We start from the raw sequence: 20,956 nt of genomic DNA, 5'->3' as shown, positions 1-20,956 counted from the left end.
GAAGCTGTGTCATTCCAAGCGGGTTGAGCGCCAACGGCGAAACACTCAATCCATCTGGAATGGCATCGTGTTCTGGGTTGTGTTTCCGGGTTTTGTGCGGGTTTGCCGCACGCTGTGTTTTCCGCCGGGTGGCGGAGAAAAATTCAGGAGATAAACCATGACCATGTTCAACAAAGTCACCAAGACCTTCCAGTGGGGCCCCCACACGGTCACCATGGAAACCGGCGAAATCGCGCGCCAGGCCACCGGCGCCGTGCTGGTCAACATCGACGACACCGTGGTGCTCGCCACCGTGGTCGCCAAGACCGAGGCCAAGGCCGGCCAGGACTTCTTCCCGCTGACCGTGGACTACACCGAGAAGTCGTACGCCGCCGGCAAGATCCCCGGCAGCTTCTTCAAGCGCGAAGGCCGCCCGAGCGAACTCGAAACGCTGACCTGCCGCCTGATCGACCGCCCGATCCGCCCCCTGTTCCCCGAAGGCTTCTACAACGAAGTTCAGGTGATCGTGCACGTGGTGAGCCTGAACCCCGAAGTGCAGGCCGACATCGCCGCCATGATCGCCACCTCGGCCGCCCTGTCGGTCAGCGGCATCCCGTTCAACGGCCCCATCGGTGCTGCCCGCGTGGGCTACGTGAATGGCCAGTACGTCCTCAATCCCGGCCAGACTCAGCTCAAAGACAGCCAGCTGGACCTCGTGGTCGCCGGCACCGAGTCCGCCGTGCTGATGGTGGAATCCGAAGCCGACCAGCTGTCCGAAGAAATCATGCTGGGCGCCGTGGTGTTCGGCCATGAGCAGGGCAATATCGCCATTGCCGCCATCAACGAGCTGGTGCGCGACGCTGGCAAGCCGGCCTGGGACTGGCAAGCACCCGCCAAGGACGAGCCGCTGATCGCCAAGATCGACGGCCTGGCCAAAGCCAAGCTCGAAGCCGCCTACCAGATCCGCAACAAGCAGGCCCGCACCCAGGCTTGCCGTGCTGCATACGCCGACGTGTTCGCTGCACTCAAAGCCGAAGGCGTGGCCTTCGACAGCGTGGCCATCGAAGCCCTGCTGTTCGAGATCGAAGCCAAGATCGTGCGTGGTCAGATCCTGGCCGGCGAGCCCCGCATTGACGGCCGCGACACGCGCACCGTGCGCGCCATCGAAATCCGCAACGGCGTGCTGCCCCGCACCCACGGCTCGGCCCTGTTCACCCGCGGTGAAACGCAGGCGCTGGTCGTGGCCACACTGGGTACCGACCGCGACGCCCAGCGCATCGACGCGCTGGCTGGCGAGTTCGAAGACCGCTTCATGCTGCACTACAACATGCCTCCCTTCGCCACCGGTGAGGCCGGCCGTTTCGGTACACCGAAGCGCCGCGAAATCGGCCACGGCCGCCTGGCCAAGCGCGCGCTGATCGCCGCGCTGCCCAGCAAGGAAGACTTCCCCTACACCATGCGCGTGGTGTCGGAAATCACCGAGTCCAACGGTTCCTCGTCGATGGCATCGGTCTGCGGCGGCTGCCTGGCGCTGATGGACGCCGGCGTGCCGATGAAGGCCCACGTGGCCGGCATCGCCATGGGCCTGATCAAGGACGGCAACCGCTTCGCCGTGCTGACCGACATCCTGGGTGACGAAGACCACCTGGGCGACATGGACTTCAAGGTCGCCGGCACCACCAACGGTATCTCGGCGCTGCAGATGGACATCAAGATCCAGGGCATCACCAAGGAAATCATGCAGGTCGCGCTGGCCCAGGCCAAGGAAGCCCGCATGCACATCCTGGGCAAGATGCAGGAAGCCATGGGCGAAGCCAAGACCGAAGTCTCCAACTTCGCGCCCAAGCTCTTCACCATGAAGATCAACCCCGAGAAGATCCGCGACGTGATCGGCAAGGGCGGCGCCGTGATTCGCGCACTGACCGAAGAGACCGGCACGCAGATCAACATCGACGAAGACGGCACCATCACCATCGCGTCGACCGACTCGGCCAAGGCCGACGAGGCCAAGCGCCGCATCGAACAGATCACGGCCGAAGTGGAAGTGGGCAAGGTCTACGAAGGCCCGGTCACCAAGATCCTGGACTTCGGTGCCCTGATCAACCTGCTGCCCGGTAAGGATGGTCTGTTGCACATCAGCCAGATCGCGCACGAGCGCGTCGAGCGCGTCACCGACTATCTGACCGAAGGCCAGATCGTTCGCGTGAAGGTGCTCGAGACCGACGAAAAAGGTCGCGTCAAGCTGTCGATGAAGGCGCTGGCCGATCGCAACGCGGTCGAGCCGCAGCAGCAGCCCCAGTCGTGATCCCGGCGGTGATGCAAGCGGTCGAGATCAGCAGCTTCGGTGGACCCGAGGTGCTGCGCCTCGGCGTGCGCCCGGTGCCGGTGGCGGCTGCGGGTGAGGTGCTGATTCGCGTCAGCGCGTCGGGCGTGAACCGCCCCGACGTGCTGCAGCGCACCGGCAACTACCCGGTGCCGCCCGGCGCTTCCGACATTCCCGGCCTCGAAGTGGCGGGCGTGATTGCTTCGGGCGACGAGGTGGCCATGGCTGCCGCGGGCCTGAAGGTGGGCGATCGCGTGTGCGCGCTGGTGGCCGGCGGCGGTTACGCCGAGTGGTGCGTGGCACCCGTGGGCCAGTGCCTGCCCGTGCCCGAGGGCCTGGATGACATCGCTGCCGCCTCGCTGCCCGAGACCTTCTTCACCGTGTGGAGCAATGTGTTCGACCGCGCGCGTCTGCAAGCGGGTGAAACCCTGTTGATCCAGGGTGGCACCAGCGGCATCGGTGTGACCGCGATCCAGATGGCCAAGGCCCTGGGCGCTCGCGTCATCGCCACCGCGGGCAGCGACGACAAGTGCGCAGCTTGCCTGACGCTTGGCGCCGACCACGCCATCAACTACAAGACGCAGGACTTCGTGGCTGCCGTGGCCGACCTCACCGGCGGGCAGGGCGTCAATGTCGTGCTCGACATGGTGGCCGGTGCCTACGTGGCGCGCGAGATCGATTGCCTGGCCGAAGACGGCCGGCTGGTCATCATCGCGGTGCAGGGTGGAGTGAAGGCCGAGTTCAACGCCGGCATGGTGCTGCGCAAGCGCCTGACCATCACCGGTTCGACCTTGCGTCCGCGCCCGATCGCCTTCAAGACCGCCATTGCGCAAGCGCTGCGCGATCGCGTCTGGCCGCTGCTGGCCCAGGGGCAGATCAAGCCGGTGATCCATCAGGTGTTCCCCGCCAGCGAAGCGGCTGCAGCGCACACGCTCATGGAGTCCAACCGCCACATCGGCAAGCTCGTCCTGACCTGGGCATGACGACATCTCTGACATGAAACCACTGATCGCAGGCAACTGGAAAATGAACGGCTCGCTGGCCGCCAACGCCGCCCTGGTGAGGGCCATGCTCGACGGTTTGGATGGCAAGACGCCAGCGGCCGACATGGCCCTGTGCGTGCCGGCGCCCTACCTGGCGCAACTGCAGTCGCAGCTGACGGGCAGCGCGATTGCCTGGGGTGCTCAAGATGTGTCCAGCCACGAGCAGGGCGCCTACACCGGTGAGGTGTCGGCGACCATGCTCAAGGACTTTGCCTGCCGCTATGCGATCGTTGGCCATTCCGAGCGACGCCAGTACCACGGCGAGACCGACTTGCTGGTGGCCGAGAAGGCCAGGCTGGCACTGGCCCACGGCATCACCCCCATTGTTTGTGTGGGTGAGACCCTGGCCGAGCGTGAGGCGGGTCAGACCGAAGTTGTGGTGAAGCGCCAACTGGCCGCGGTCATCCATGCCGTGGCGCATTGCACCAGCGAAATCGTGGTGGCTTACGAGCCCGTCTGGGCCATCGGCACCGGCAAGACCGCGTCGCCCGATCAGGCCCAGCAGGTGCATGCTGTGCTGCGGGCCCAGCTGGCCGCAGCGACCCAGCACCCCGAGCGTGTGCACATCCTGTACGGCGGCAGCATGAACGCAGCGAACGCCGCCAGCCTGCTGGCCCAGCCCGATATCGACGGGGGACTCATTGGCGGCGCGTCGCTCAAGGCCGCCGACTTCCTTCAAATCGTGGCCTCGGCCCATTGACCTTTTCGCGCTTTTTCAAGCGCATCGACAACTGTGATCCCGGAGTAAAAAATGAACGTTGTGTTGACCATCCTGCTGGCCGTGCAGATCCTCTCAGCCCTGACCATGATTGGCCTGATCCTCATGCAGCACGGCAAGGGTGCCGACGCCGGTGCGGCCTTTGGCGGCGGCGGTGCCGGCTCGGCCAGTTTGTTCGGTGCCTCGGGTGGGGCGAACTTCATGTCGCGCTCCACCGCGGTGCTGGCTGCGGTGTTCCTGGGCTGCACCTTGGGTCTGGCCTATTTTGGCAACCTGCGCACTGTGGCGCCCAGCTCCGGCAGCGTGCTTGAAGGCGTGGTGACCCCCGCCCAGCCCGCCGACGCCTCGCAGCAGATTCCGGGTGCCGTCCCCGCGCCCGCCGCAGCCACGCCGGCGCCCACGGGCCCGGCGCAAATCCCGGCGAAATGAGCTTGGGGGCACCCGGCTTCCACCGGCGTGCCCAAGCATCTTCCATTGGTGTTGAAAAAGGCCCGCTCCCTCTCAAAAGAGGGGTGGTTTCAGGGTAAACTCCAATGCTTGTCAGCAAGGCTCACACAGACCTCGTGAGCCAGCAACGCAGACCAGCCGACGTGGTGAAATTGGTAGACACGCTATCTTGAGGGGGTAGTGGCGAAAGCTGTGCGAGTTCGAGTCTCGCCGTCGGCACCAATCTTTGGACAACACGGCCCCATGCCGTGTCAGTGGAACAGACCAAGATGAGTCTCGAACAATACCTACCTGTGCTCCTGTTCATCTTGGTGGGTATTGCCATCGGGATCATCCCGCAGGTCCTGGGCTACATCCTCGGTCCCAACCTTCCGGACGCAGAGAAAAATTCCCCTTACGAGTGCGGGTTTGAAGCGTTTGAAGACGCTCGAATGAAGTTCGATGTGCGCTACTACCTCGTAGCGATTTTGTTCATTCTGTTCGATCTCGAAATCGCTTTCCTCATCCCCTGGGCTGTGGCCTTCTCCGACATCGGCATGACCGGCTTCCTCGCGGGCGTCGTGTTTCTGGCCATCCTCACCGTGGGCTTTGCCTACGAGTGGAAGAAGGGCGCACTGGACTGGGAATGATCAACAAGCACACACACGAACGCACCGGAGTGGCCCATGATTGAAGGCGTATTCAAAGAAGGCTTTGTCACCACCAGCTACGACTCGGTGGTTAACTGGGCCAAGACCGGTTCGTTGTGGCCCATGACCTTCGGTTTGGCCTGCTGTGCGGTGGAAATGATGCACGCGGCGGCCGCGCGTTACGACATCGGCCGCTTCGGCTCCGAGGTGTTCCGCGCCAGCCCGCGCCAGTCCGATCTGATGATCGTGGCGGGCACGCTGTGCAACAAGATGGCGCCCGCCCTGCGCAAGGTCTACGACCAGATGGCCGAGCCGCGCTGGGTGCTCTCCATGGGTTCGTGTGCCAACGGCGGTGGTTACTACCACTACAGCTATTCGGTGGTGCGCGGTTGCGACCGCATCGTGCCGGTGGATGTGTATGTGCCCGGCTGCCCGCCCACGGCGGAAGCCCTGCTGTACGGAATCATCCAGTTGCAGCAGAAGATCCGGCGCACCCAGACCATCGCCCGCGCCTGAGCGCCGGCTGTTCCACGGCGAAACGAGTCCCCAGAGACGCACCCATGACCGACACCTCAACAACCTCCTACGCAGTTGCACCGGAAGCCCTGAAGCACGCCTTGGCCGAGTTGCTGGGTGACCGTGTGGTGTCGCTGGACGTGGTTCGCGAAGAGCTCACGCTGATCGTCTCTGCGGCCCATTATTTCGACGTCATGAAGACCCTGCGCGATGCGCCTGTGGCGGCGTTCGAACAGCTCATTGATCTGTGCGGCATGGACTACCAGACGTATGGTGACGGCCGCTGGGAGGGTCAGCGTTTTGCCGCCGTGGTGCACCTGCTGTCGGTCACGCACAACCACCGGGTTCGCGTGCGGGTTTTCTGCCCCGAGGACGACTTCCCCGTGCTGGCCTCTGTCACGCCGTTGTGGGCGGCTGCCAATTGGTACGAGCGCGAGGCATTTGACCTGTTCGGAATCGTCTTCGAAGGCCACGACGACCTGCGTCGCATCCTCACCGACTACGGCTTCATCGGCCACCCTTTCCGCAAGGACTTTCCGCTGTCGGGTCACGTCGAGATGCGCTACGACGCCGAGCGCCAGCGCGTGATCTACGAGCCGGTGAGCATCGAGCCCCGCGAAATCACGCCGCGCATCATCCGCGAAGACAACTACGGGGGCTTGCACTGAGGGCCCTGGCCTTCCTGCGACATCGTCATGGCTGAAATCAAGAACTACACCCTCAACTTCGGTCCGCAGCACCCGGCCGCGCACGGCGTGCTGCGCCTGGTGCTCGAGCTCGACGGCGAGGTCGTGCAACGCGCCGATCCGCACATCGGCCTGCTGCACCGCGCCACCGAAAAACTCGCCGAGCACAAGACGTACATCCAGTCGCTGCCGTACATGGATCGGCTGGACTATGTGTCGATGATGTGCAACGAGCACGCGTACTGCCTGGCCATCGAGAAATTGCTCGGCATCGAGGTGCCGATCCGTGCTCAGTACATCCGCGTGATGTTCAGTGAGATCACGCGCCTGCTCAACCACCTGATGTGGCTGGGCTCGCACGGCAACGACTGCGGCAGCTCCACCATCCTGATCTACGCGTTCCGCGAGCGCGAAGACCTGTTCGACATGTACGAGGCGGTCTCTGGCGCGCGCATGCACGCGGCCTACTTCCGTCCGGGCGGCGTGTACCGCGATCTGCCGGACACCATGCCGCAGTACAAGCACAGCAAGATCCGCAACGCCCGCGCGATGGAGCAGATGAACACGAACCGCCAGGGTTCGCTTCTCGATTTCATCGACGACTTCACGAAGCGCTTCCCCACGTATCTCGCCGAGTACCACACGCTGCTGACCGACAACCGCATCTGGAAGCAGCGCACCGTGGGCATCGGCGTGGTCACGCCCGAGCGTGCGCTCAACCTCGGCATGACCGGCCCCATGCTGCGCGGTTCCGGCATCGCCTGGGACCTGCGCAAGAAGCAGCCGTACGACGTGTACGGTCAGATGGACTTCGACATTCCGGTGGGCAAGACGGGTGACTGCTACGACCGCTATCTCGTCCGCATGGAAGAGATGAAGCAGTCCAACCGCATCATCGAACAGTGTTCGAAGTGGTTGCGCGCCAACCCCGGTCCGGTCATCACCGACAACCACAAGGTGGCGGCCCCCGCCCGCGAGGCCATGAAGGCCAACATGGAAGAGCTGATCCACCATTTCAAGCTGTTCACCGAAGGCTTCCACGTGCCCGAAGGCGAAGCCTACGCAGCGGTCGAGCACCCCAAGGGCGAGTTCGGCATCTACCTGGTGAGCGACGGCGCCAACAAGCCCTACCGCCTGAAGATCCGCGCGCCCGGTTTTGCGCACCTGGCCACGATGGACGAGATGGCGCGCGGTCACATGCTGGCCGACGCTGTGGCCATCATCGGCACCATGGACATTGTTTTCGGGGAGATCGACCGATGAGCACCGGCCAAGCAGTTGCCGCTGTGGAATTCAGCAGCACCACCCAGCAGCGCTTTGCGCGCGAAGTCGCCAAATACCCGGCCGACCAGGCGCAGTCGGCCGTAATGGCCTGCCTGTCCATCATCCAGCAGGAGATGGGCTTTGTGAGCACCGGCGCCGAAGCGGCGCTGGCCGCCTACCTGGGCATGGAGCCGATCGCCGTGCACGAGGTGACGACGTTCTACAACATGTACAACCAGCAGCCGGTGGGCAAGTTCAAGCTCAACGTCTGCACCAACCTGCCGTGCCAGTTGCGCGATGGTCAGAGCGCGCTGCACCACCTGGAGCACAAGCTGGGCATCACCATGGGCGGTACCACCGCAGACGGTTTGTTCACCCTGCAGCAAAGCGAGTGCCTCGGCGCCTGCGCCGATTCCCCGGTGATGCTGGTCAACGACCGCCACATGTGCAGTTTCATGAGCAACGACAAGCTGGACCAGTTGATTGACGGCTTGCGTGCTTCAGAAGGACAGTCATGAACGCCGAACAAATCCTCTCGCAGTTCCGCGCCAACGGCGTGCAAACCTGCTTCCACGGCCGTCACATCAATCCCCAGATCTACGCCGACCTCAATGGCGGCAACTGGTCGCTGAAGGACTACGTGGCGCGTGGCGGGTACCAGGCCTTGCGCAAGGTGCTGGGCAAGGACGGGGCCGAGCCGGCGGGTGACCCACCGGTGGTGGGCATGACGCAGGACCAGGTGATTGCCACGCTGAAGGAATCGGCCTTGCGCGGTCGCGGCGGTGCGGGTTTCCCCACCGGGCTGAAGTGGAGCTTCATGCCGCGCCAGTTCCCAGGTCAGAAGTACCTCGTGTGCAACTCCGACGAGGGCGAGCCGGGCACCTGCAAGGACCGCGACATCCTCATGTACAACCCGCACATCGTGATCGAAGGCATGGCCATTGCCGCCTTCGCCATGGGCATCAGCGTGGGCTACAACTACATCCACGGGGAAATCTTCGAAGCCTACGACCGATTTGAAGCGGCGCTGGAAGAAGCCCGCGCCGCCGGCCTGCTGGGCGACAACATCCTGGACAGCGGCTTCAGCTTCCAGCTGCACGCGTTCCACGGCTTCGGCGCTTACATCTGCGGCGAAGAAACCGCCTTGCTCGAATCGCTCGAAGGCAAGAAGGGCCAGCCCCGCTTCAAGCCACCGTTCCCGGCCAGCTTCGGCCTGTACGGCAAGCCCACCACGATCAACAACACCGAGACGTTCGCGGCGGTCCCCTGGATCATCCGCAACGGCGGCGCGGCTTACCTCGCTTGCGGCAAGCCCAACAACGGCGGCACCAAAATCTTCTCGGTCAGTGGTGACGTGGAGATGCCCGGCAACTACGAGGTGCCCATGGGCACACCCTTCAGCAAGCTGCTCGAGCTCGCCGGTGGCGTGCGCAAGGGCCGCACGCTCAAGGCCGTGATCCCCGGCGGATCGTCGTCGCCCGTGTTGCCCGCGTCCATCATGATGGACTGCACCATGGACTACGACTCGATTGCCAAGGCCGGCTCCATGCTGGGCTCCGGTGCCGTGATCGTGATGGACGACAGCCGTTGCATGGTCGAGTCGCTCAAGCGCCTGTCCTATTTCTACATGCACGAATCGTGTGGCCAGTGCACGCCGTGCCGTGAAGGCACGGGCTGGCTCTGGCGCATGGTCAGCCGTATCGATGAGGGCGAAGGCCGCCCCGCCGACATGGCGCTGTTGGACAACGTGGCCGAGAACATCATGGGCCGCACCATCTGCGCCCTGGGTGATGCTGCGGCCATGCCGGTGCGCGCCATGATCAAACACTTCCGGCATGAGTTCGAGGCCAAGATCGCCTCGGCCAACGCCCCAGCCGCCTGAAGACAAGAACACCATGATCGAAATCGAACTCGACGGCAAAAAGGTGGAAGTGCCCCCGGGCAGCATGGTCATGCATGCGGCCGAGAAGGCCGGCACCTACATCCCGCATTTCTGCTATCACAAGAAACTGTCCATCGCGGCCAACTGCCGCATGTGCCTGGTGGACGTGGAGAAGGCGCCCAAGCCCATGCCGGCCTGTGCCACCCCGGTCACGCAGGGCATGATCGTGCGCACCAAGAGCGACAAAGCCATCAAGGCTCAGCAGTCGGTGATGGAGTTCCTGCTCATCAACCACCCGCTGGACTGCCCCATCTGTGACCAGGGAGGTGAGTGCCAGTTGCAGGATCTGGCCGTGGGCTATGGCAGCTCCGGCTCGCGCTACGAAGAAGAAAAACGCGTTGTCTTCCACAAGGACGTGGGGCCGCTGATCTCCATGCAGGAGATGAGCCGCTGCATCCACTGCACCCGCTGCGTGCGCTTTGGCCAGGAAGTGGCCGGTGTGATGGAGCTCGGCATGATCCACCGCGGTGAACACGCCGAGATCACCACGGTGCTGGGCGACACGGTCGACTCCGAACTCTCGGGCAACATGATCGACATCTGCCCGGTTGGCGCGCTCACCAGCAAGCCGTTCCGTTACAGCGCCCGCACCTGGGAGCTCTCGCGCCGCAAGAGCGTGAGCCCGCACGACTCCACCGGTGCCAACCTGATCGTCCAGGTGAAGAACCACAAGGTCATGCGCGTGGTGCCGCTGGAGAACGAAGCCGTCAACGAATGCTGGATCGCCGACCGCGACCGCTTTTCGTACGAAGCCGTCAACAGCGAAGACCGCCTGACCGCGCCCATGCTCAAGCAGGGCGGCGAATGGAAGACGGTCGACTGGCAGACCGCCCTCGAATACGTGGCCAACGGCCTGAAACAGGTCAAGGCCGAACACGGCGCCGCTGCCATCGGCCTGCTGGCCAGCCCGCACAGCACGTTCGAAGAATTGGCGTTGGCTGGCGCTCTGGTGCGCGGCCTGGGCAGCCAGAACATCGACAGCCGCTTGCGCCACGCCGATTTCTCCAACACCGCCCCCGCCGGTGCGGCGCGCTGGCTTGGAATGCCCGTGGCCTCGCTGTCCAACCTCCAGCGTGTGCTGGTGGTCGGCTCCAACATGCGCAAGGACCATCCGCTGTTTGCGCAACGCATCCGCCAGGCGCAGCGCAAGGGTGCGCAGGTCAACGTGCTCAATGCCGTCGCGCAAGACTGGGCCATGCCGCTCAAGAACGTGGTGCTCGCCGACAGCGGCGTCTGGGTGTCGGCCTTGGCTGGCATTGCGTCTGCTATCGCCGCCGAGACGGGCGCGAGCGCACCGGTGAACGCCGAGGCGACCGACGCCCACCGTGCGGTGGCCAAGTCGCTGCTGGGTGGTGAGCACAAGGCCATCCTGCTCGGCAACGCCGTTGCGCACCACGAAAAAGCAGCCAGCCTGCTGTCGCTGGCCAACTGGATCGCCCAGCAGACCGGCGCCAGCGTCGGTTATTTGAGCGAAGCCGCCAACACCGTGGGCGCACAACTTGTGAACGCCGTGCCGGGGCAGGGCGGTCTGAACGCTGGCCAGATGCTGGGCGGCGCACTCAAGGCGCTGGTTCTGCTGAACACCGAACCCGCGCACGACAGCGCGGCCGGAACCGAAGGCCTGGCTGGCGCCGGCATGGTCGTCACGCTGAGCCCGTTCAAGACCAACCTCGATGTCAGCGACGTGCTCTTGCCGATCGCTCCGTTCACCGAAACCTCGGGTTCTTTCGTGAACGCCGAAGGCCGCCTGCAGAGCTTCCATGCCGTTGTTCGCCCGCTGGGTGAAACGCGCCCGGCCTGGAAGGTGATCCGCGTGCTGGGCAACCTGCTCGGCCTGACCGGCTTTGATGCCGACTCGTCGCAGGCCGTGCTGGCCAGCGTGCTGCCAGGCGTGGCCAGCGGTGCGGTGGTGGATACCGCCCGGCTGAACAACAGCAGTGCCGCTTCCATCGACACGGCACCGGCCAGCGTTGAGCCTTGCGTGGCGAGCATTTACCAGCTTGATGGTCTGGTGCGCCGCGCTCCCGCGCTGCAAATGACAGCGGACGCCCGCGCATCCCTCATCGCCGACGAGGTGCCCGCATGATCGACGCGATGTACAACGGCGGCATGGGCTTGATTGCGGCCCCGTGGTGGACCACTGCGGCCTGGCCCGTCATCTGGAACCTGATCAAGATCGTGGCCGTGCTGGCGCCCTTGATGGGTGCTGTGGCGTACCTCACGCTGTGGGAGCGCAAGCTGCTCGGCTGGATCCAGGTGCGCCACGGACCCAACCGCGTGGGCCCTTTCGGTTTGCTCCAGCCCATTGCCGATGCGCTCAAGCTGCTGACCAAGGAACTGATCCGACCGAGCGCTGCGAGCAACGGGCTCTTCCGCCTCGGTCCCATCATGGCCATCATGCCGGCGCTCGCCGCGTGGGTGGCCGTGCCTTTCGGTCCCGAAGCTGTGCTCGCCAATGTGAACGCCGGTCTGCTGGTGATTTTGGCCATCACCTCGATCGAGGTGTACGGCGTGATCATCGCGGGCTGGGCTTCCAACTCGAAATACGCGTTCCTCGGTGCGCTGCGCGCGTCGGCCCAGATGGTGAGCTACGAAATCGCCATCGGCTTCTGTTTCCTGATCGTTGTCATGGTTTCGGGCAGTCTGAACCTGGTCGACATCGTGAACTCGCAGGCGCGCGGCATGGCCGCCTCGCAAGGTTTGAACTTTCTGTCGTGGAACTGGCTCCCGCTGCTGCCCATCTTCTTCGTTTACCTCATCTCGGGTGTGGCCGAAACCAACCGCCACCCGTTCGACGTGGTCGAGGGCGAGGCCGAGATCGTGGCCGGTCACATGGTCGAGTATTCGGGCATGGGCTTTGCGATCTTTTTCCTGGCCGAATACGCCAGCATGTGGCTGATCTCGGTGCTGGCGGTGCTGATGTTCCTGGGTGGCTGGTTGCCCCCCGTCGACAGCGCCGTGTTCAACTGGATACCCGGCTGGATCTGGCTCGGGCTGAAAACCTTCCTCGTGGTGTCCATGTTCATCTGGATCCGCGCCACCTTCCCGCGCTTCCGCTACGACCAGATCATGCGTCTGGGCTGGAAGATCTTCATTCCCGTCACGCTCATCTACCTGCTGCTCGTCGGCGGGCTGATGCAGACCTCGTGGAACCTCTGGAAATAAAGAGGGCGATTGACCATGTCCACCATCACCGCCAACCCCGCCGCCGCCCCAGCGGTCGTGGCGCCGTTTTCCTTTCGCGATTTCCTCAACAGCTTTTTGTTGGTGGAGTTGTTCAAGGGCATGGCCCTGACCGGCCGCTACGCCTTCAAACGCAAGATCACGGTGCAGTTCCCGGAAGAAAAGACGCCGCTGTCGCCGCGCTTTCGGGGCCTGCACGCCTTGCGCCGATATGACAACGGCGAAGAGCGCTGCATCGCCTGCAAGCTGTGCGAAGCGGTGTGCCCGGCGATGGCCATCACTATCGAATCCGATGTGCGCGACGACGGTTCACGCCGCACCACGCGTTACGACATCGACCTCACCAAGTGCATCTTCTGCGGCTTCTGCGAAGAGAGCTGCCCTGTCGACTCCATCGTGGAGACCCACATCTTCGAGTACCACGGTGAAAAACGCGGTGACCTGTACTTCACCAAAGAGATGTTGCTGGCCGTGGGCGACCGCTACGAGACCGAGATTGCCGCTGCCCGGGCCGCCGACGCCCCTTACCGCTGATCCGTTCTGAATCCGGAACCGCCCGGAACAGACGACACAAGAACAACGCCATGGATTACCAGACCGGCTTTTTTTACCTCTTCGCCGCGGTGCTGCTGTTTGCAGCCTTCCGCGTCATCACCGCGCGCAACCCGGTGCACGCTGTGTTGTTCCTGATGCTGGCGTTTTCGCAGGCGTCTGCGTTGTGGTTGCTGTTGAAGGCGGAGTTCCTGGGGATCACGCTGGTGCTGGTGTACCTGGGCGCGGTGATGGTGCTGTTTCTGTTCGTCGTGATGATGCTCGACATCAATATGGACAGTGTGCGCAAGGGTTTCTGGAAACACTTTCCGCTCGCCGCCATCCTGGGCGGTCTGGTGGCGGCCGAGCTGATTGCCGTGTTGTTTGCGGGCTTCCCCAGCCTGGCTGCCAACCCCGATGCGGTGAACACCGGCATCAACGCTGCCAATTACTCCAACACACGTGAGCTCGGTTTGCTGCTCTACACCGAGTACCTGTACCCCATCGAAGTGGCCGCCGTGATCCTGCTGGTGGCCATGATTGCGGCCATCGCGCTCACCCTGCGCCAGCGCAAGGACAGCAAGGCCATCAACCCGGGCCTGCAAGTGCATGTGCGTGCCAGCGACCGTCTGGTGGTGGTGCCGATGAACGCCACACAAAAAGCCGCACCCGCCGTCGAATCGGTGACCGCCGAGGAGGGCAAAGCATCATGAGCGTGACCCTGGGCCATTTCCTCGCCGTCGGCGCCATCCTGTTCGCCTTGTCGGTCGTCGGCATTTTCCTGAACCGCAAGAACCTGATCGTGCTGCTCATGGCCATCGAGCTGATGCTGCTGGCCGTGAACATGAACTTCGTGGCTTTCTCGCATTTCCTGGGTGACATGCACGGACAGGTGTTCGTGTTCTTCATCCTGACCGTGGCCGCCGCCGAATCGGCGATCGGCCTGGCCATCCTCGTGCTGCTGTTCCGCAACAAGAACTCGATCAGCGTCGAAGAGCTCAACACGCTCAAAGGCTGAGCACCAGCCCCCAGACCAGAACACCATGAGCACCACCCTCTCTGCCAGCACCCTGCTCGCCGTCCCCATGGCGCCGCTGATCGGCGCGGCCCTGGCCGGCGTCCTGGGCACCACGTTCGGCGGCAACGTCATCGGCCGCCGCGCCTCGCACACCCTCACCATCCTGGGTGTGCTGGTCGCCTTCATCCTGTCGGCCATGACGCTCAAGAGCGTGGCCCTCGACGGCGCCCGCTTCAACGAGACCCTCTACACCTGGATGGTGGTCGGCGGGTTGAAGATGGAAATCGGCTTTTTGGTCGACGGTCTCACCGCCATGATGATGGTGGTCGTCACCTTCGTCTCGCTCATGGTGCACCTCTACACCATCGGCTACATGGAAGAAGACAAGGGCTACAACCGCTTCTTCGCCTACATCTCGCTGTTCACCTTCTCCATGCTCATGCTGGTCATGAGCAACAACCTGCTGCAGCTGTTCTTTGGCTGGGAAGCGGTGGGTCTGGTGTCGTATCTGCTGATCGGCTTCTGGTTCAACAAGCCCACGGCGATCTTCGCCAACATGAAGGCCTTCCTCGTCAACCGCGTGGGCGACTTCGGCTTCATCCTGGGCATCGGCCTCATCGTAGCCTACGCCGGCACGCTGAACTACACCGAGGTGTTTGCGAAAGCACCTGCCCTCGGCGCCATGGGCTTTCCCGGCACCGACTGGCTGCTGATCACCGTGATCTGCATCTGCCTGTTCATCGGCGCCATGGGCAAGAGCGCCCAGTTCCCCCTGCACGTGTGGCTGCCCGATTCCATGGAAGGCCCCACACCCATCTCGGCGCTGATCCACGCCGCGACCATGGTCACCGCCGGCATCTTCATGGTGGCGCGCATGTCGCCGCTGTTCGAGCTGTCCGATACGGCGCTGAACTTCATCATGGTCATCGGCGCCATCACCGCGCTGTTCATGGGCTTCCTGGGCATCATCCAGAACGACATCAAGCGCATCGTGGCCTATTCCACGCTCTCGCAGCTGGGCTACATGACGGTCGCGCTCGGCGCATCGGCCTACTCGGTGGCGGTGTTCCACCTCATGACGCACGCCTTCTTCAAGGCGCTGCTGTTCCTCGCGGCCGGCTCGGTGATCATGGGTCTGCACCACAACCAGGACATCCGCTGGATGGGCGCCGTGCGCAAGTACATGCCCATCACCTGGATCACTTCGCTGCTGGGTACGCTGGCCCTCATCGGCACGCCGCTGTTCTCGGGCTTCTACTCCAAGGACTCCATCATTGAGGCGGTGCACTTCAGCAACCTGCCGGCCTCGGGCTTCGCCTATTTCGCGGTGCTGGCCGGTGTGTTCGTCACCTCGTTCTATTCGTTCCGCCTTTACTTTCTGGTGTTCCACGGCAAAGAGCGCTACGACCAGAATCCGGACGCGCACCACGACGACCATGGTCACCACGACGACCACGGGCATGGTCATGCCCATGACAACAAGCCGCACGAATCCCCCTGGGTGGTCACGGTGCCGTTGGTGCTGCTGGCCATCCCGTCGGTGGTGATCGGTTTCATGACCATCCAGCCCATGCTGTTCGGTGACTTCTTCAAGGACGCGATCTTCATCAACGCCGCGGCCCACCCGGCCATGGCGAAGTTCGCCGAGATTTTCCACGGCCCGTTGGCCATGGTCTCCCACGCCTTGTTCACGCCACCGCTGTACCTGGCCCTGGCTGGTGCGGTGAGCGCCTGGTACATGTACCTGATCAACCCGGCCGTGCCCGCGGCCATTGGCCGCGCCTTGCGCCCGCTGGTGGTGGTGCTGGAGAACAAGTACTACCTGGACTGGTTCAACGAAAACGTGCTGGCCAAGGGTGCGCGTGGTCTGGGCATCGGTCTGTGGAAGGGTGGCGATCGGGGGGTGATCGAAGGCGGTGTGGTCAACGCCAGCTGGAAGCTGGTGGGGCTGGTCTCCGGCGTGGTGCGCCGCGCACAGACCGGCTACCTGTACCACTACGCGCTGATGATGATCGTGGGTGTGCTGCTGTTCATGACGTACTTCGTCTGGCTCGCCAAATAAAACAAGAGGAAGAAGAACATCATGGGTTTGCTGAGCCTTGCCATCTGGACGCCCATCTTTTTTGGCGTCGTGCTGCTGGCCCTGGGCCGTGACGATCAGGCACCGATGGTGCGCTGGATCGCGTTGGTGGGTGCTGTCGTGGGTCTCGCGGTCACGGTGCCGCTCTACACCGGTTTCCAACTCGGCACCGCTGCGCTGCAGTTCGTCGAAAAAGCCCCTTGGATCGAGGACTTCAACATCCACTACCACCTGGGGGTGGATGGCATCTCGTTGTGGCTGGTGCTGCTGACCGCGTTCATCAACGTGGTGGTGATCGTGGCCAGCTGGGAGTCGATCACGACGCGCGTGAACCAGTACATGGGCGCCTTCCTGATCCTCTCGGGTCTGATGATCGGCGTGTTCAGCGCGCAGGACGCGATGCTGTTCTATGTGTTCTTTGAAGCCACGCTGATCCCGATGTACCTGATCATCGGCATCTGGGGCGGCCCGAACAAGATCTACGCCGCGTTCAAGTTCTTCCTGTACACGCTGATGGGCTCGCTGCTGATGCTGGTGGCGCTCATCTATCTGTACACCGTGTCCGGTGGCAGCTTCGCCCTGGCCGACTGGTACCGGCTGCCGCTGAGCGGCACCGCGCAGACCCTGCTGTTCTTTGCCTTCTTCGCGGCCTTCGCGGTCAAGGTGCCCATGTGGCCGGTGCACACTTGGCTGCCCGACGTGCACGTCGAAGCACCCACCGGCGGCTCTGCGGTGCTGGCGGCCATCATGCTCAAGCTCGGGGCCTATGGCTTCCTGCGCTTCTCGCTGCCCATCCTGCCCGACGCTTCGCACGAATGGGCCTGGCTCATGATCGCTCTCTCGCTGGTGGCCGTGATCTACGTGGGCTTGGTTGCCATGGTCCAGCAGGACATGAAGAAACTGGTGGCCTATTCGTCGGTGGCCCACATGGGTTTCGTCACGCTCGGCTTCTTCGTGTTCAGCGACCTGGGTGTGTCCGGCGGCATCGTGCAGATGATTGCCCACGGTTTTGTGTCGGCCGCGATGTTCCTGGGCATCGGCGTGTTGTACGACCGTGTGCACTCGCGCGAAATCGCCGACTACGGCGGTGTGGTCAACACCATGCCCAAGTTCGCCGCGTTCGCGCTGCTGTTCACCATGGCCAACTGCGGCCTGCCGGGCACCGCCGGCTTCGTGGGCGAGTGGATGGTGATCCTCGCAGCAGTCAAAGCCAACTTCTGGATCGGCCTGCTCGCCGCCTCGGCTCTGATCTTCGGTGCTGCCTATTCCTTGTGGATGTACAAGCGCGTCTACCTGGGCGCCGTGGGCAACGACAACGTGAAGAACCTGATCGACCTCAACGCGCGCGAGTTCCTCGTGATGGCGGTGCTGGCGCTGGCCGTGCTCTTCATGGGCGTGTACCCCAAGCCTTTCACCGACGTGATGGACGCCTCCGTGGCGGAGTTGCTGCGCCACGTGGCGGTTTCCAAGTTGCCCCAGTGAGCCGGGCCCGCCACACGACACAAGAGAACGAACAATGATTGACAAGCTCAGCTGGGTCGCGGCCTACCCTGAAATCCTCCTGCTGACGATGGCCTGCGTGATCGCGCTGGCCGATCTGACGGTGAAGTCGCCCCTGCGCGGTGCGACCTATGTGCTCACGCTGCTCTCGCTGGGCGCGGTCGCTGTTTTGCTCGCCATGGCGGCCTCCTCGGGCACCACCACCCTGGGCTTCGGCGGCATGATCGTCAGCGACCCCATGGGCAACTGGCTCAAGTGTTTTGCCACCATCGCCATGATGATCACGCTGGTGTACGGTCGGGGCTATGCCGGCCAGCGCGACATGCTGCGCGGCGGCGAGATGTTCACGCTCGCCATGTTCGCGCTGCTGGGCATGTTCGTCATGATCTCGGGCCACAACTTCCTGGTGATCTACCTCGGTCTCGAACTGCTCACGCTCTCCAGCTACGCGCTCGTGGCGCTGCGCCGCGACGACGTGCAGGCCACCGAAGCGGCCATGAAGTACTTTGTGCTGGGCGCGCTGGCCAGCGGTTTCCTGCTCTATGGCTTGTCCATGGTGTACGGCGCCACCGGCTCGCTGGCGCTGCCCGAAGTGATGCAGTCCATCGCGGGCGGCGAGGCCACGCTCAAGGGTTCGGCCCAGGTGCTCACGCTGGGTCTGGTGTTTGTGGTGGCCGGTCTGGCGTTCAAGCTCGGCGTGGTGCCTTTCCACATGTGGGTGCCCGACGTGTACCACGGCGCACCCACCGCCATCACCCTCATGATCGGTGGCGCGCCCAAGCTCGCGGCATTCGCCATCGTGATCCGCCTGCTTGTCGAAGGCCTGCAGCCACTCGCCTTCGACTGGCAGCAGATGCTCGCGGTGCTGGCCGTGATGTCGCTGCTGGTGGGCAACTTCGCCGCCATCGCGCAGACCAACCTCAAGCGCATGCTGGCGTTTTCCACCATCGCACAAATGGGCTTCATGCTGCTGGGCCTGCTGGCCGGCGTGGTGAACGGCGACACCGGCAACATGGCCAACGCCTACAGTTCGTCCATGTTTTACGTCATCACCTACGTGTTGACGACGCTGGGTACCTTCGGTGTGATCCTGCTGCTCTCGCGCAGCGGTTTCGAGTCGGAAAACATCAGCGACCTCGCCGGCCTCAACCAGCGCAGCCCGCTGTACGCCGGCGTCATGGCGATCTGCATGTTCTCGCTGGCCGGCGTGCCGCCGCTGGTGGGCTTCTACGCCAAACTCTCGGTGCTTCAGGCCTTGCTGGCTTCCAGCGGTGCGTTTTACGTGGGCCTGGCGGTGTTCGCGGTGATCATGTCGCTGATCGGCGCCTTCTACTACCTTCGCCTGGTCAAGGTGATGTACTTCGACGCGCCCACGCAGACCGCCGACATCGAGGCGGGCCTCGACGCGCGTTCGGTGCTCTCGGTCAACGGCGCGCTGGTGTTGCTGCTGGGGATCCTGCCCGGTGGCCTCATGGCCTTGTGCGCCCAAGCCGTGGCGGCGCTTCTCGCTTGATGGACGCGGCCCTGGTCCGGTGAACTTCGCCGGTGGGGCCGGCTCACACCTCCCACCATGAACCACAGTTTCTCCATCTGGCTGGTGTTGGTCGCCGCGCTGGTGGCCGCCAACCTGCCCTTCATCAACGAACGCTGGCTGGCTGTCATTCCGCGCAGCCTGCCCAAGACCCTCTGGATGCGGCTGGGCGAGATGGTGCTGCTGTACTTCATCGTCGGCGCGCTCGGCCTTGCATTGGAGCAGCGCGCCGGGCAGATTGCACCGCAAGGCTGGGAGTTCTACGCCACCACCGGCGCGCTCTTCATCACGCTGGCCTTCCCCGGCTTCGTTTACCGCTACCTTTATCGCCACCGAGGATGAACGAAGACAGCCACCTGCGAGAAACACCGCTGTCGCGCACCGAACTGTTGCGCGGCAACTTTCTGCACGTGGTGCGCGACACGGTGCGCCTGCCCAATGGCGCCGAGTCCACGCGTGAATACGTGCTGCACCCGGGCGCGGTCATGGTCATCGGTCTGCTGGACGACGGCCGGGTGGTGCTGGAGCGCCAGTTCCGCCACCCTCAGCAGGCCGTGATGATCGAGTTTCCCGCGGGCAAGCTTGACGCAGGTGAAGACAGCCTGGTGTGCGCCCAGCGCGAACTGCTGGAGGAAACCGGCTACAGCGCGCGGGAGTGGGCCTTCGCCGGCCGCCTGGCGCCCACCGTGGCGTACTCCGACGAGACCATCGACATCTGGTTTGCGCGCGGTCTCACACCCGGCGAGCGCCAACTCGACGACGGTGAGTTTCTCGACGTGTTCACCGCCACGCCCGCCGAGCTGCGGGCCTGGTGTTTCAGCGGGGAAGTCACTGACAGCAAGACCCTCATAGGGTCGATGTGGCTGCAGAACGTGCAAAGCGGCGAATGGGCGTTGTCATGGAACGACTCTGCTGACGAGACTTTCACGGGACAATCCAGGTCATGAAGGTCCTCAACCTGCAATGCGCCCACCAGCACGAATTTGAAGGCTGGTTCGGCTCCGAAGACGATTTTGTGAGCCAGCTGGGCCGAGGCCTCGTCACGTGTCCGCTGTGCGGCGATGCGCACATCCACAAGAAGCTGTCGGCCCCTCGGCTGAACCTGCGCTCGGGCCGCCACGACATGGACGCGCCATCGACGGTCTCCGTGCCGATGAGCAACCACGCGCAGAGCCCCGAACTGGCCGCCCTTCAGGCCCGCATGCTCAGGGCGCTGCGCGAGGTGGTGGCGAACACGGAAGATGTGGGCGAACGTTTTGCCGACGAGGCGCGCGCCATGCACAGTGGCGAAACCGAGCACCGCAACATCCGTGGGCAGGCCAGCCCGCAGGAAGCCCTGGCGATGTTGGAAGAGGGCATCGAGGTCATCGCACTGCCGATGCTGCCGGCGGTCAAGGAAACCTTGCAGTAACGCGCTCCACGCCGCCATCCAGCCCCCATCCAGCCCCGCTCTGCGGGGTTTTTTCATGGCGAATTCATGCCCGCAGGCGCATCATGCGTTTGCTGCATGAAGGCATGGCATGGGTCCATGCAATCCTTGTCTGGGGCGGTTTTGCCCGCTGGGGCG

At 63.7% G+C, this 20,956-nt stretch carries 21 protein-coding genes and 1 tRNA gene; all 22 read left to right on the top strand.

Features of this window, described 5'->3' with window-relative positions; translation table 11 throughout:
• Positions 1-157: 157 nt before the first annotated feature.
• The gene (gene pnp / locus Q1W68_RS07375; protein ID WP_300716005.1) at positions 158-2,284 is read left to right on the top strand and encodes a polyribonucleotide nucleotidyltransferase; all 2,127 of its coding nucleotides are present in this window, start codon (positions 158-160) and stop codon (positions 2,282-2,284) included.
• An 11-nt stretch (positions 2,285-2,295) separates the two neighbouring features.
• On the top strand, positions 2,296-3,285 hold the full coding sequence (locus Q1W68_RS07370) for an NAD(P)H-quinone oxidoreductase (protein ID WP_300716004.1): 990 nt from the start codon (positions 2,296-2,298) through the stop codon (positions 3,283-3,285).
• 13 nt (positions 3,286-3,298) lie between these two features.
• A complete protein-coding gene (tpiA, locus tag Q1W68_RS07365; protein ID WP_300716003.1) occupies positions 3,299-4,045 on the top strand; it encodes a triose-phosphate isomerase in 747 nt (248 codons plus the stop codon).
• Positions 4,046-4,096: 51 nt separating this feature from the next.
• Complete coding sequence (secG, locus tag Q1W68_RS07360; RefSeq protein WP_300716002.1) at positions 4,097-4,492, top strand: preprotein translocase subunit SecG; 396 nt, start codon at positions 4,097-4,099, stop codon at positions 4,490-4,492.
• Positions 4,493-4,647: 155 nt separating this feature from the next.
• Positions 4,648-4,732 (top strand) — tRNA-Leu (locus Q1W68_RS07355).
• A gap of 47 nt (positions 4,733-4,779) precedes the next feature.
• A complete protein-coding gene (locus Q1W68_RS07350; RefSeq protein ID WP_069048937.1) occupies positions 4,780-5,139 on the top strand; it encodes an NADH-quinone oxidoreductase subunit A in 360 nt (119 codons plus the stop codon).
• A 36-nt stretch (positions 5,140-5,175) separates the two neighbouring features.
• Positions 5,176-5,655, top strand: a complete 480-nt coding sequence (locus tag Q1W68_RS07345; RefSeq protein ID WP_056273769.1) for an NADH-quinone oxidoreductase subunit B — start codon at positions 5,176-5,178, stop codon at positions 5,653-5,655.
• Positions 5,656-5,699: 44 nt separating this feature from the next.
• Entirely contained in the window at positions 5,700-6,323 is a 624-nt protein-coding gene (locus Q1W68_RS07340) for an NADH-quinone oxidoreductase subunit C (RefSeq protein WP_300716000.1), read from the top strand.
• A 27-nt stretch (positions 6,324-6,350) separates the two neighbouring features.
• Entirely contained in the window at positions 6,351-7,604 is a 1,254-nt protein-coding gene (locus tag Q1W68_RS07335; RefSeq protein WP_159605088.1) for an NADH-quinone oxidoreductase subunit D, read from the top strand.
• Positions 7,601-8,122: an NAD(P)H-dependent oxidoreductase subunit E gene (locus Q1W68_RS07330; RefSeq protein ID WP_300715999.1), complete on the top strand. Its 522-nt coding sequence runs from the start codon at positions 7,601-7,603 to the stop codon at positions 8,120-8,122. Before Q1W68_RS07335 ends, Q1W68_RS07330 begins: the two co-directional genes overlap by 4 nt.
• Positions 8,119-9,486 (top strand): NADH-quinone oxidoreductase subunit NuoF, encoded by a 1,368-nt coding sequence (gene nuoF / locus Q1W68_RS07325; protein ID WP_300715998.1) that lies wholly within the window; start codon positions 8,119-8,121, stop codon positions 9,484-9,486. Before Q1W68_RS07330 ends, nuoF begins: the two co-directional genes overlap by 4 nt.
• A 13-nt stretch (positions 9,487-9,499) precedes the next feature.
• Positions 9,500-11,632, top strand: a complete 2,133-nt coding sequence (gene nuoG, locus Q1W68_RS07320; protein ID WP_300715997.1) for an NADH-quinone oxidoreductase subunit NuoG — start codon at positions 9,500-9,502, stop codon at positions 11,630-11,632.
• On the top strand, positions 11,629-12,711 hold the full coding sequence (gene nuoH / locus Q1W68_RS07315; protein WP_300715995.1) for an NADH-quinone oxidoreductase subunit NuoH: 1,083 nt from the start codon (positions 11,629-11,631) through the stop codon (positions 12,709-12,711). The genes nuoG and nuoH overlap by 4 nt, the downstream gene beginning before the upstream one ends.
• Before the next feature lie 15 nt (positions 12,712-12,726).
• Entirely contained in the window at positions 12,727-13,263 is a 537-nt protein-coding gene (gene nuoI / locus Q1W68_RS07310; RefSeq protein ID WP_300715993.1) for an NADH-quinone oxidoreductase subunit NuoI, read from the top strand.
• A 50-nt stretch (positions 13,264-13,313) separates the two neighbouring features.
• Complete coding sequence (locus Q1W68_RS07305) at positions 13,314-13,973, top strand: NADH-quinone oxidoreductase subunit J (RefSeq protein WP_300715992.1); 660 nt, start codon at positions 13,314-13,316, stop codon at positions 13,971-13,973.
• Positions 13,970-14,278, top strand: a complete 309-nt coding sequence (gene nuoK, locus Q1W68_RS07300) for an NADH-quinone oxidoreductase subunit NuoK (RefSeq protein WP_069046930.1) — start codon at positions 13,970-13,972, stop codon at positions 14,276-14,278. The genes Q1W68_RS07305 and nuoK overlap by 4 nt, the downstream gene beginning before the upstream one ends.
• Before the next feature lie 25 nt (positions 14,279-14,303).
• Entirely contained in the window at positions 14,304-16,340 is a 2,037-nt protein-coding gene (gene nuoL, locus Q1W68_RS07295; RefSeq protein ID WP_300715990.1) for an NADH-quinone oxidoreductase subunit L, read from the top strand.
• A 21-nt stretch (positions 16,341-16,361) separates the two neighbouring features.
• Positions 16,362-17,840 carry an NADH-quinone oxidoreductase subunit M gene (locus Q1W68_RS07290; protein ID WP_300715989.1) on the top strand — a complete coding sequence of 493 codons (1,479 nt, stop codon included), beginning with the start codon at positions 16,362-16,364 and terminating at the stop codon, positions 17,838-17,840.
• 34 nt (positions 17,841-17,874) lie between these two features.
• Positions 17,875-19,371, top strand: coding sequence for an NADH-quinone oxidoreductase subunit NuoN (gene nuoN, locus Q1W68_RS07285; RefSeq protein ID WP_300715988.1), 1,497 nt, complete (start codon positions 17,875-17,877; stop codon positions 19,369-19,371).
• A gap of 57 nt (positions 19,372-19,428) precedes the next feature.
• Positions 19,429-19,731, top strand: coding sequence for a DUF2818 family protein (locus Q1W68_RS07280; RefSeq protein WP_300652498.1), 303 nt, complete (start codon positions 19,429-19,431; stop codon positions 19,729-19,731).
• Positions 19,728-20,336 (top strand): NUDIX hydrolase, encoded by a 609-nt coding sequence (locus Q1W68_RS07275; RefSeq protein WP_300652497.1) that lies wholly within the window; start codon positions 19,728-19,730, stop codon positions 20,334-20,336. Before Q1W68_RS07280 ends, Q1W68_RS07275 begins: the two co-directional genes overlap by 4 nt.
• The gene (locus Q1W68_RS07270; protein WP_300652495.1) at positions 20,333-20,800 is read left to right on the top strand and encodes a DUF1178 family protein; all 468 of its coding nucleotides are present in this window, start codon (positions 20,333-20,335) and stop codon (positions 20,798-20,800) included. The genes Q1W68_RS07275 and Q1W68_RS07270 overlap by 4 nt, the downstream gene beginning before the upstream one ends.
• The last annotated feature ends 156 nt before the right edge of the window (positions 20,801-20,956 follow it).

Origin of the sequence: Hydrogenophaga sp. (genome assembly GCF_030158645.1) — a bacterium.
In the GTDB taxonomy this organism is placed as follows: domain Bacteria; phylum Pseudomonadota; class Gammaproteobacteria; order Burkholderiales; family Burkholderiaceae_C; genus Hydrogenophaga.
This window is presented reverse-complemented; position numbering and strand designations above follow the sequence as displayed.

Excerpts from the sequence above, each read along its gene's own strand:
- pnp (WP_300716005.1), top strand. The coding sequence starts at position 158 with ATGACCATGTTCAACAAAGTCACCAAGACCTTCCAGTGGGGCCCCCAC.
- Q1W68_RS07370 (WP_300716004.1), top strand. The coding sequence starts at position 2,296 with ATGCAAGCGGTCGAGATCAGCAGCTTCGGTGGACCCGAGGTGCTGCGC.
- tpiA (WP_300716003.1), top strand. The coding sequence starts at position 3,299 with ATGAAACCACTGATCGCAGGCAACTGGAAAATGAACGGCTCGCTGGCC.
- secG (WP_300716002.1), top strand. The coding sequence starts at position 4,097 with ATGAACGTTGTGTTGACCATCCTGCTGGCCGTGCAGATCCTCTCAGCC.
- Q1W68_RS07350 (WP_069048937.1), top strand. The coding sequence starts at position 4,780 with ATGAGTCTCGAACAATACCTACCTGTGCTCCTGTTCATCTTGGTGGGT.
- Q1W68_RS07345 (WP_056273769.1), top strand. The coding sequence starts at position 5,176 with ATGATTGAAGGCGTATTCAAAGAAGGCTTTGTCACCACCAGCTACGAC.
- Q1W68_RS07340 (WP_300716000.1), top strand. The coding sequence starts at position 5,700 with ATGACCGACACCTCAACAACCTCCTACGCAGTTGCACCGGAAGCCCTG.
- Q1W68_RS07335 (WP_159605088.1), top strand. The coding sequence starts at position 6,351 with ATGGCTGAAATCAAGAACTACACCCTCAACTTCGGTCCGCAGCACCCG.
- Q1W68_RS07330 (WP_300715999.1), top strand. The coding sequence starts at position 7,601 with ATGAGCACCGGCCAAGCAGTTGCCGCTGTGGAATTCAGCAGCACCACC.
- nuoF (WP_300715998.1), top strand. The coding sequence starts at position 8,119 with ATGAACGCCGAACAAATCCTCTCGCAGTTCCGCGCCAACGGCGTGCAA.
- nuoG (WP_300715997.1), top strand. The coding sequence starts at position 9,500 with ATGATCGAAATCGAACTCGACGGCAAAAAGGTGGAAGTGCCCCCGGGC.
- nuoH (WP_300715995.1), top strand. The coding sequence starts at position 11,629 with ATGATCGACGCGATGTACAACGGCGGCATGGGCTTGATTGCGGCCCCG.
- nuoI (WP_300715993.1), top strand. The coding sequence starts at position 12,727 with ATGTCCACCATCACCGCCAACCCCGCCGCCGCCCCAGCGGTCGTGGCG.
- Q1W68_RS07305 (WP_300715992.1), top strand. The coding sequence starts at position 13,314 with ATGGATTACCAGACCGGCTTTTTTTACCTCTTCGCCGCGGTGCTGCTG.
- nuoK (WP_069046930.1), top strand. The coding sequence starts at position 13,970 with ATGAGCGTGACCCTGGGCCATTTCCTCGCCGTCGGCGCCATCCTGTTC.
- nuoL (WP_300715990.1), top strand. The coding sequence starts at position 14,304 with ATGAGCACCACCCTCTCTGCCAGCACCCTGCTCGCCGTCCCCATGGCG.
- Q1W68_RS07290 (WP_300715989.1), top strand. The coding sequence starts at position 16,362 with ATGGGTTTGCTGAGCCTTGCCATCTGGACGCCCATCTTTTTTGGCGTC.
- nuoN (WP_300715988.1), top strand. The coding sequence starts at position 17,875 with ATGATTGACAAGCTCAGCTGGGTCGCGGCCTACCCTGAAATCCTCCTG.
- Q1W68_RS07280 (WP_300652498.1), top strand. The coding sequence starts at position 19,429 with ATGAACCACAGTTTCTCCATCTGGCTGGTGTTGGTCGCCGCGCTGGTG.
- Q1W68_RS07275 (WP_300652497.1), top strand. The coding sequence starts at position 19,728 with ATGAACGAAGACAGCCACCTGCGAGAAACACCGCTGTCGCGCACCGAA.
- Q1W68_RS07270 (WP_300652495.1), top strand. The coding sequence starts at position 20,333 with ATGAAGGTCCTCAACCTGCAATGCGCCCACCAGCACGAATTTGAAGGC.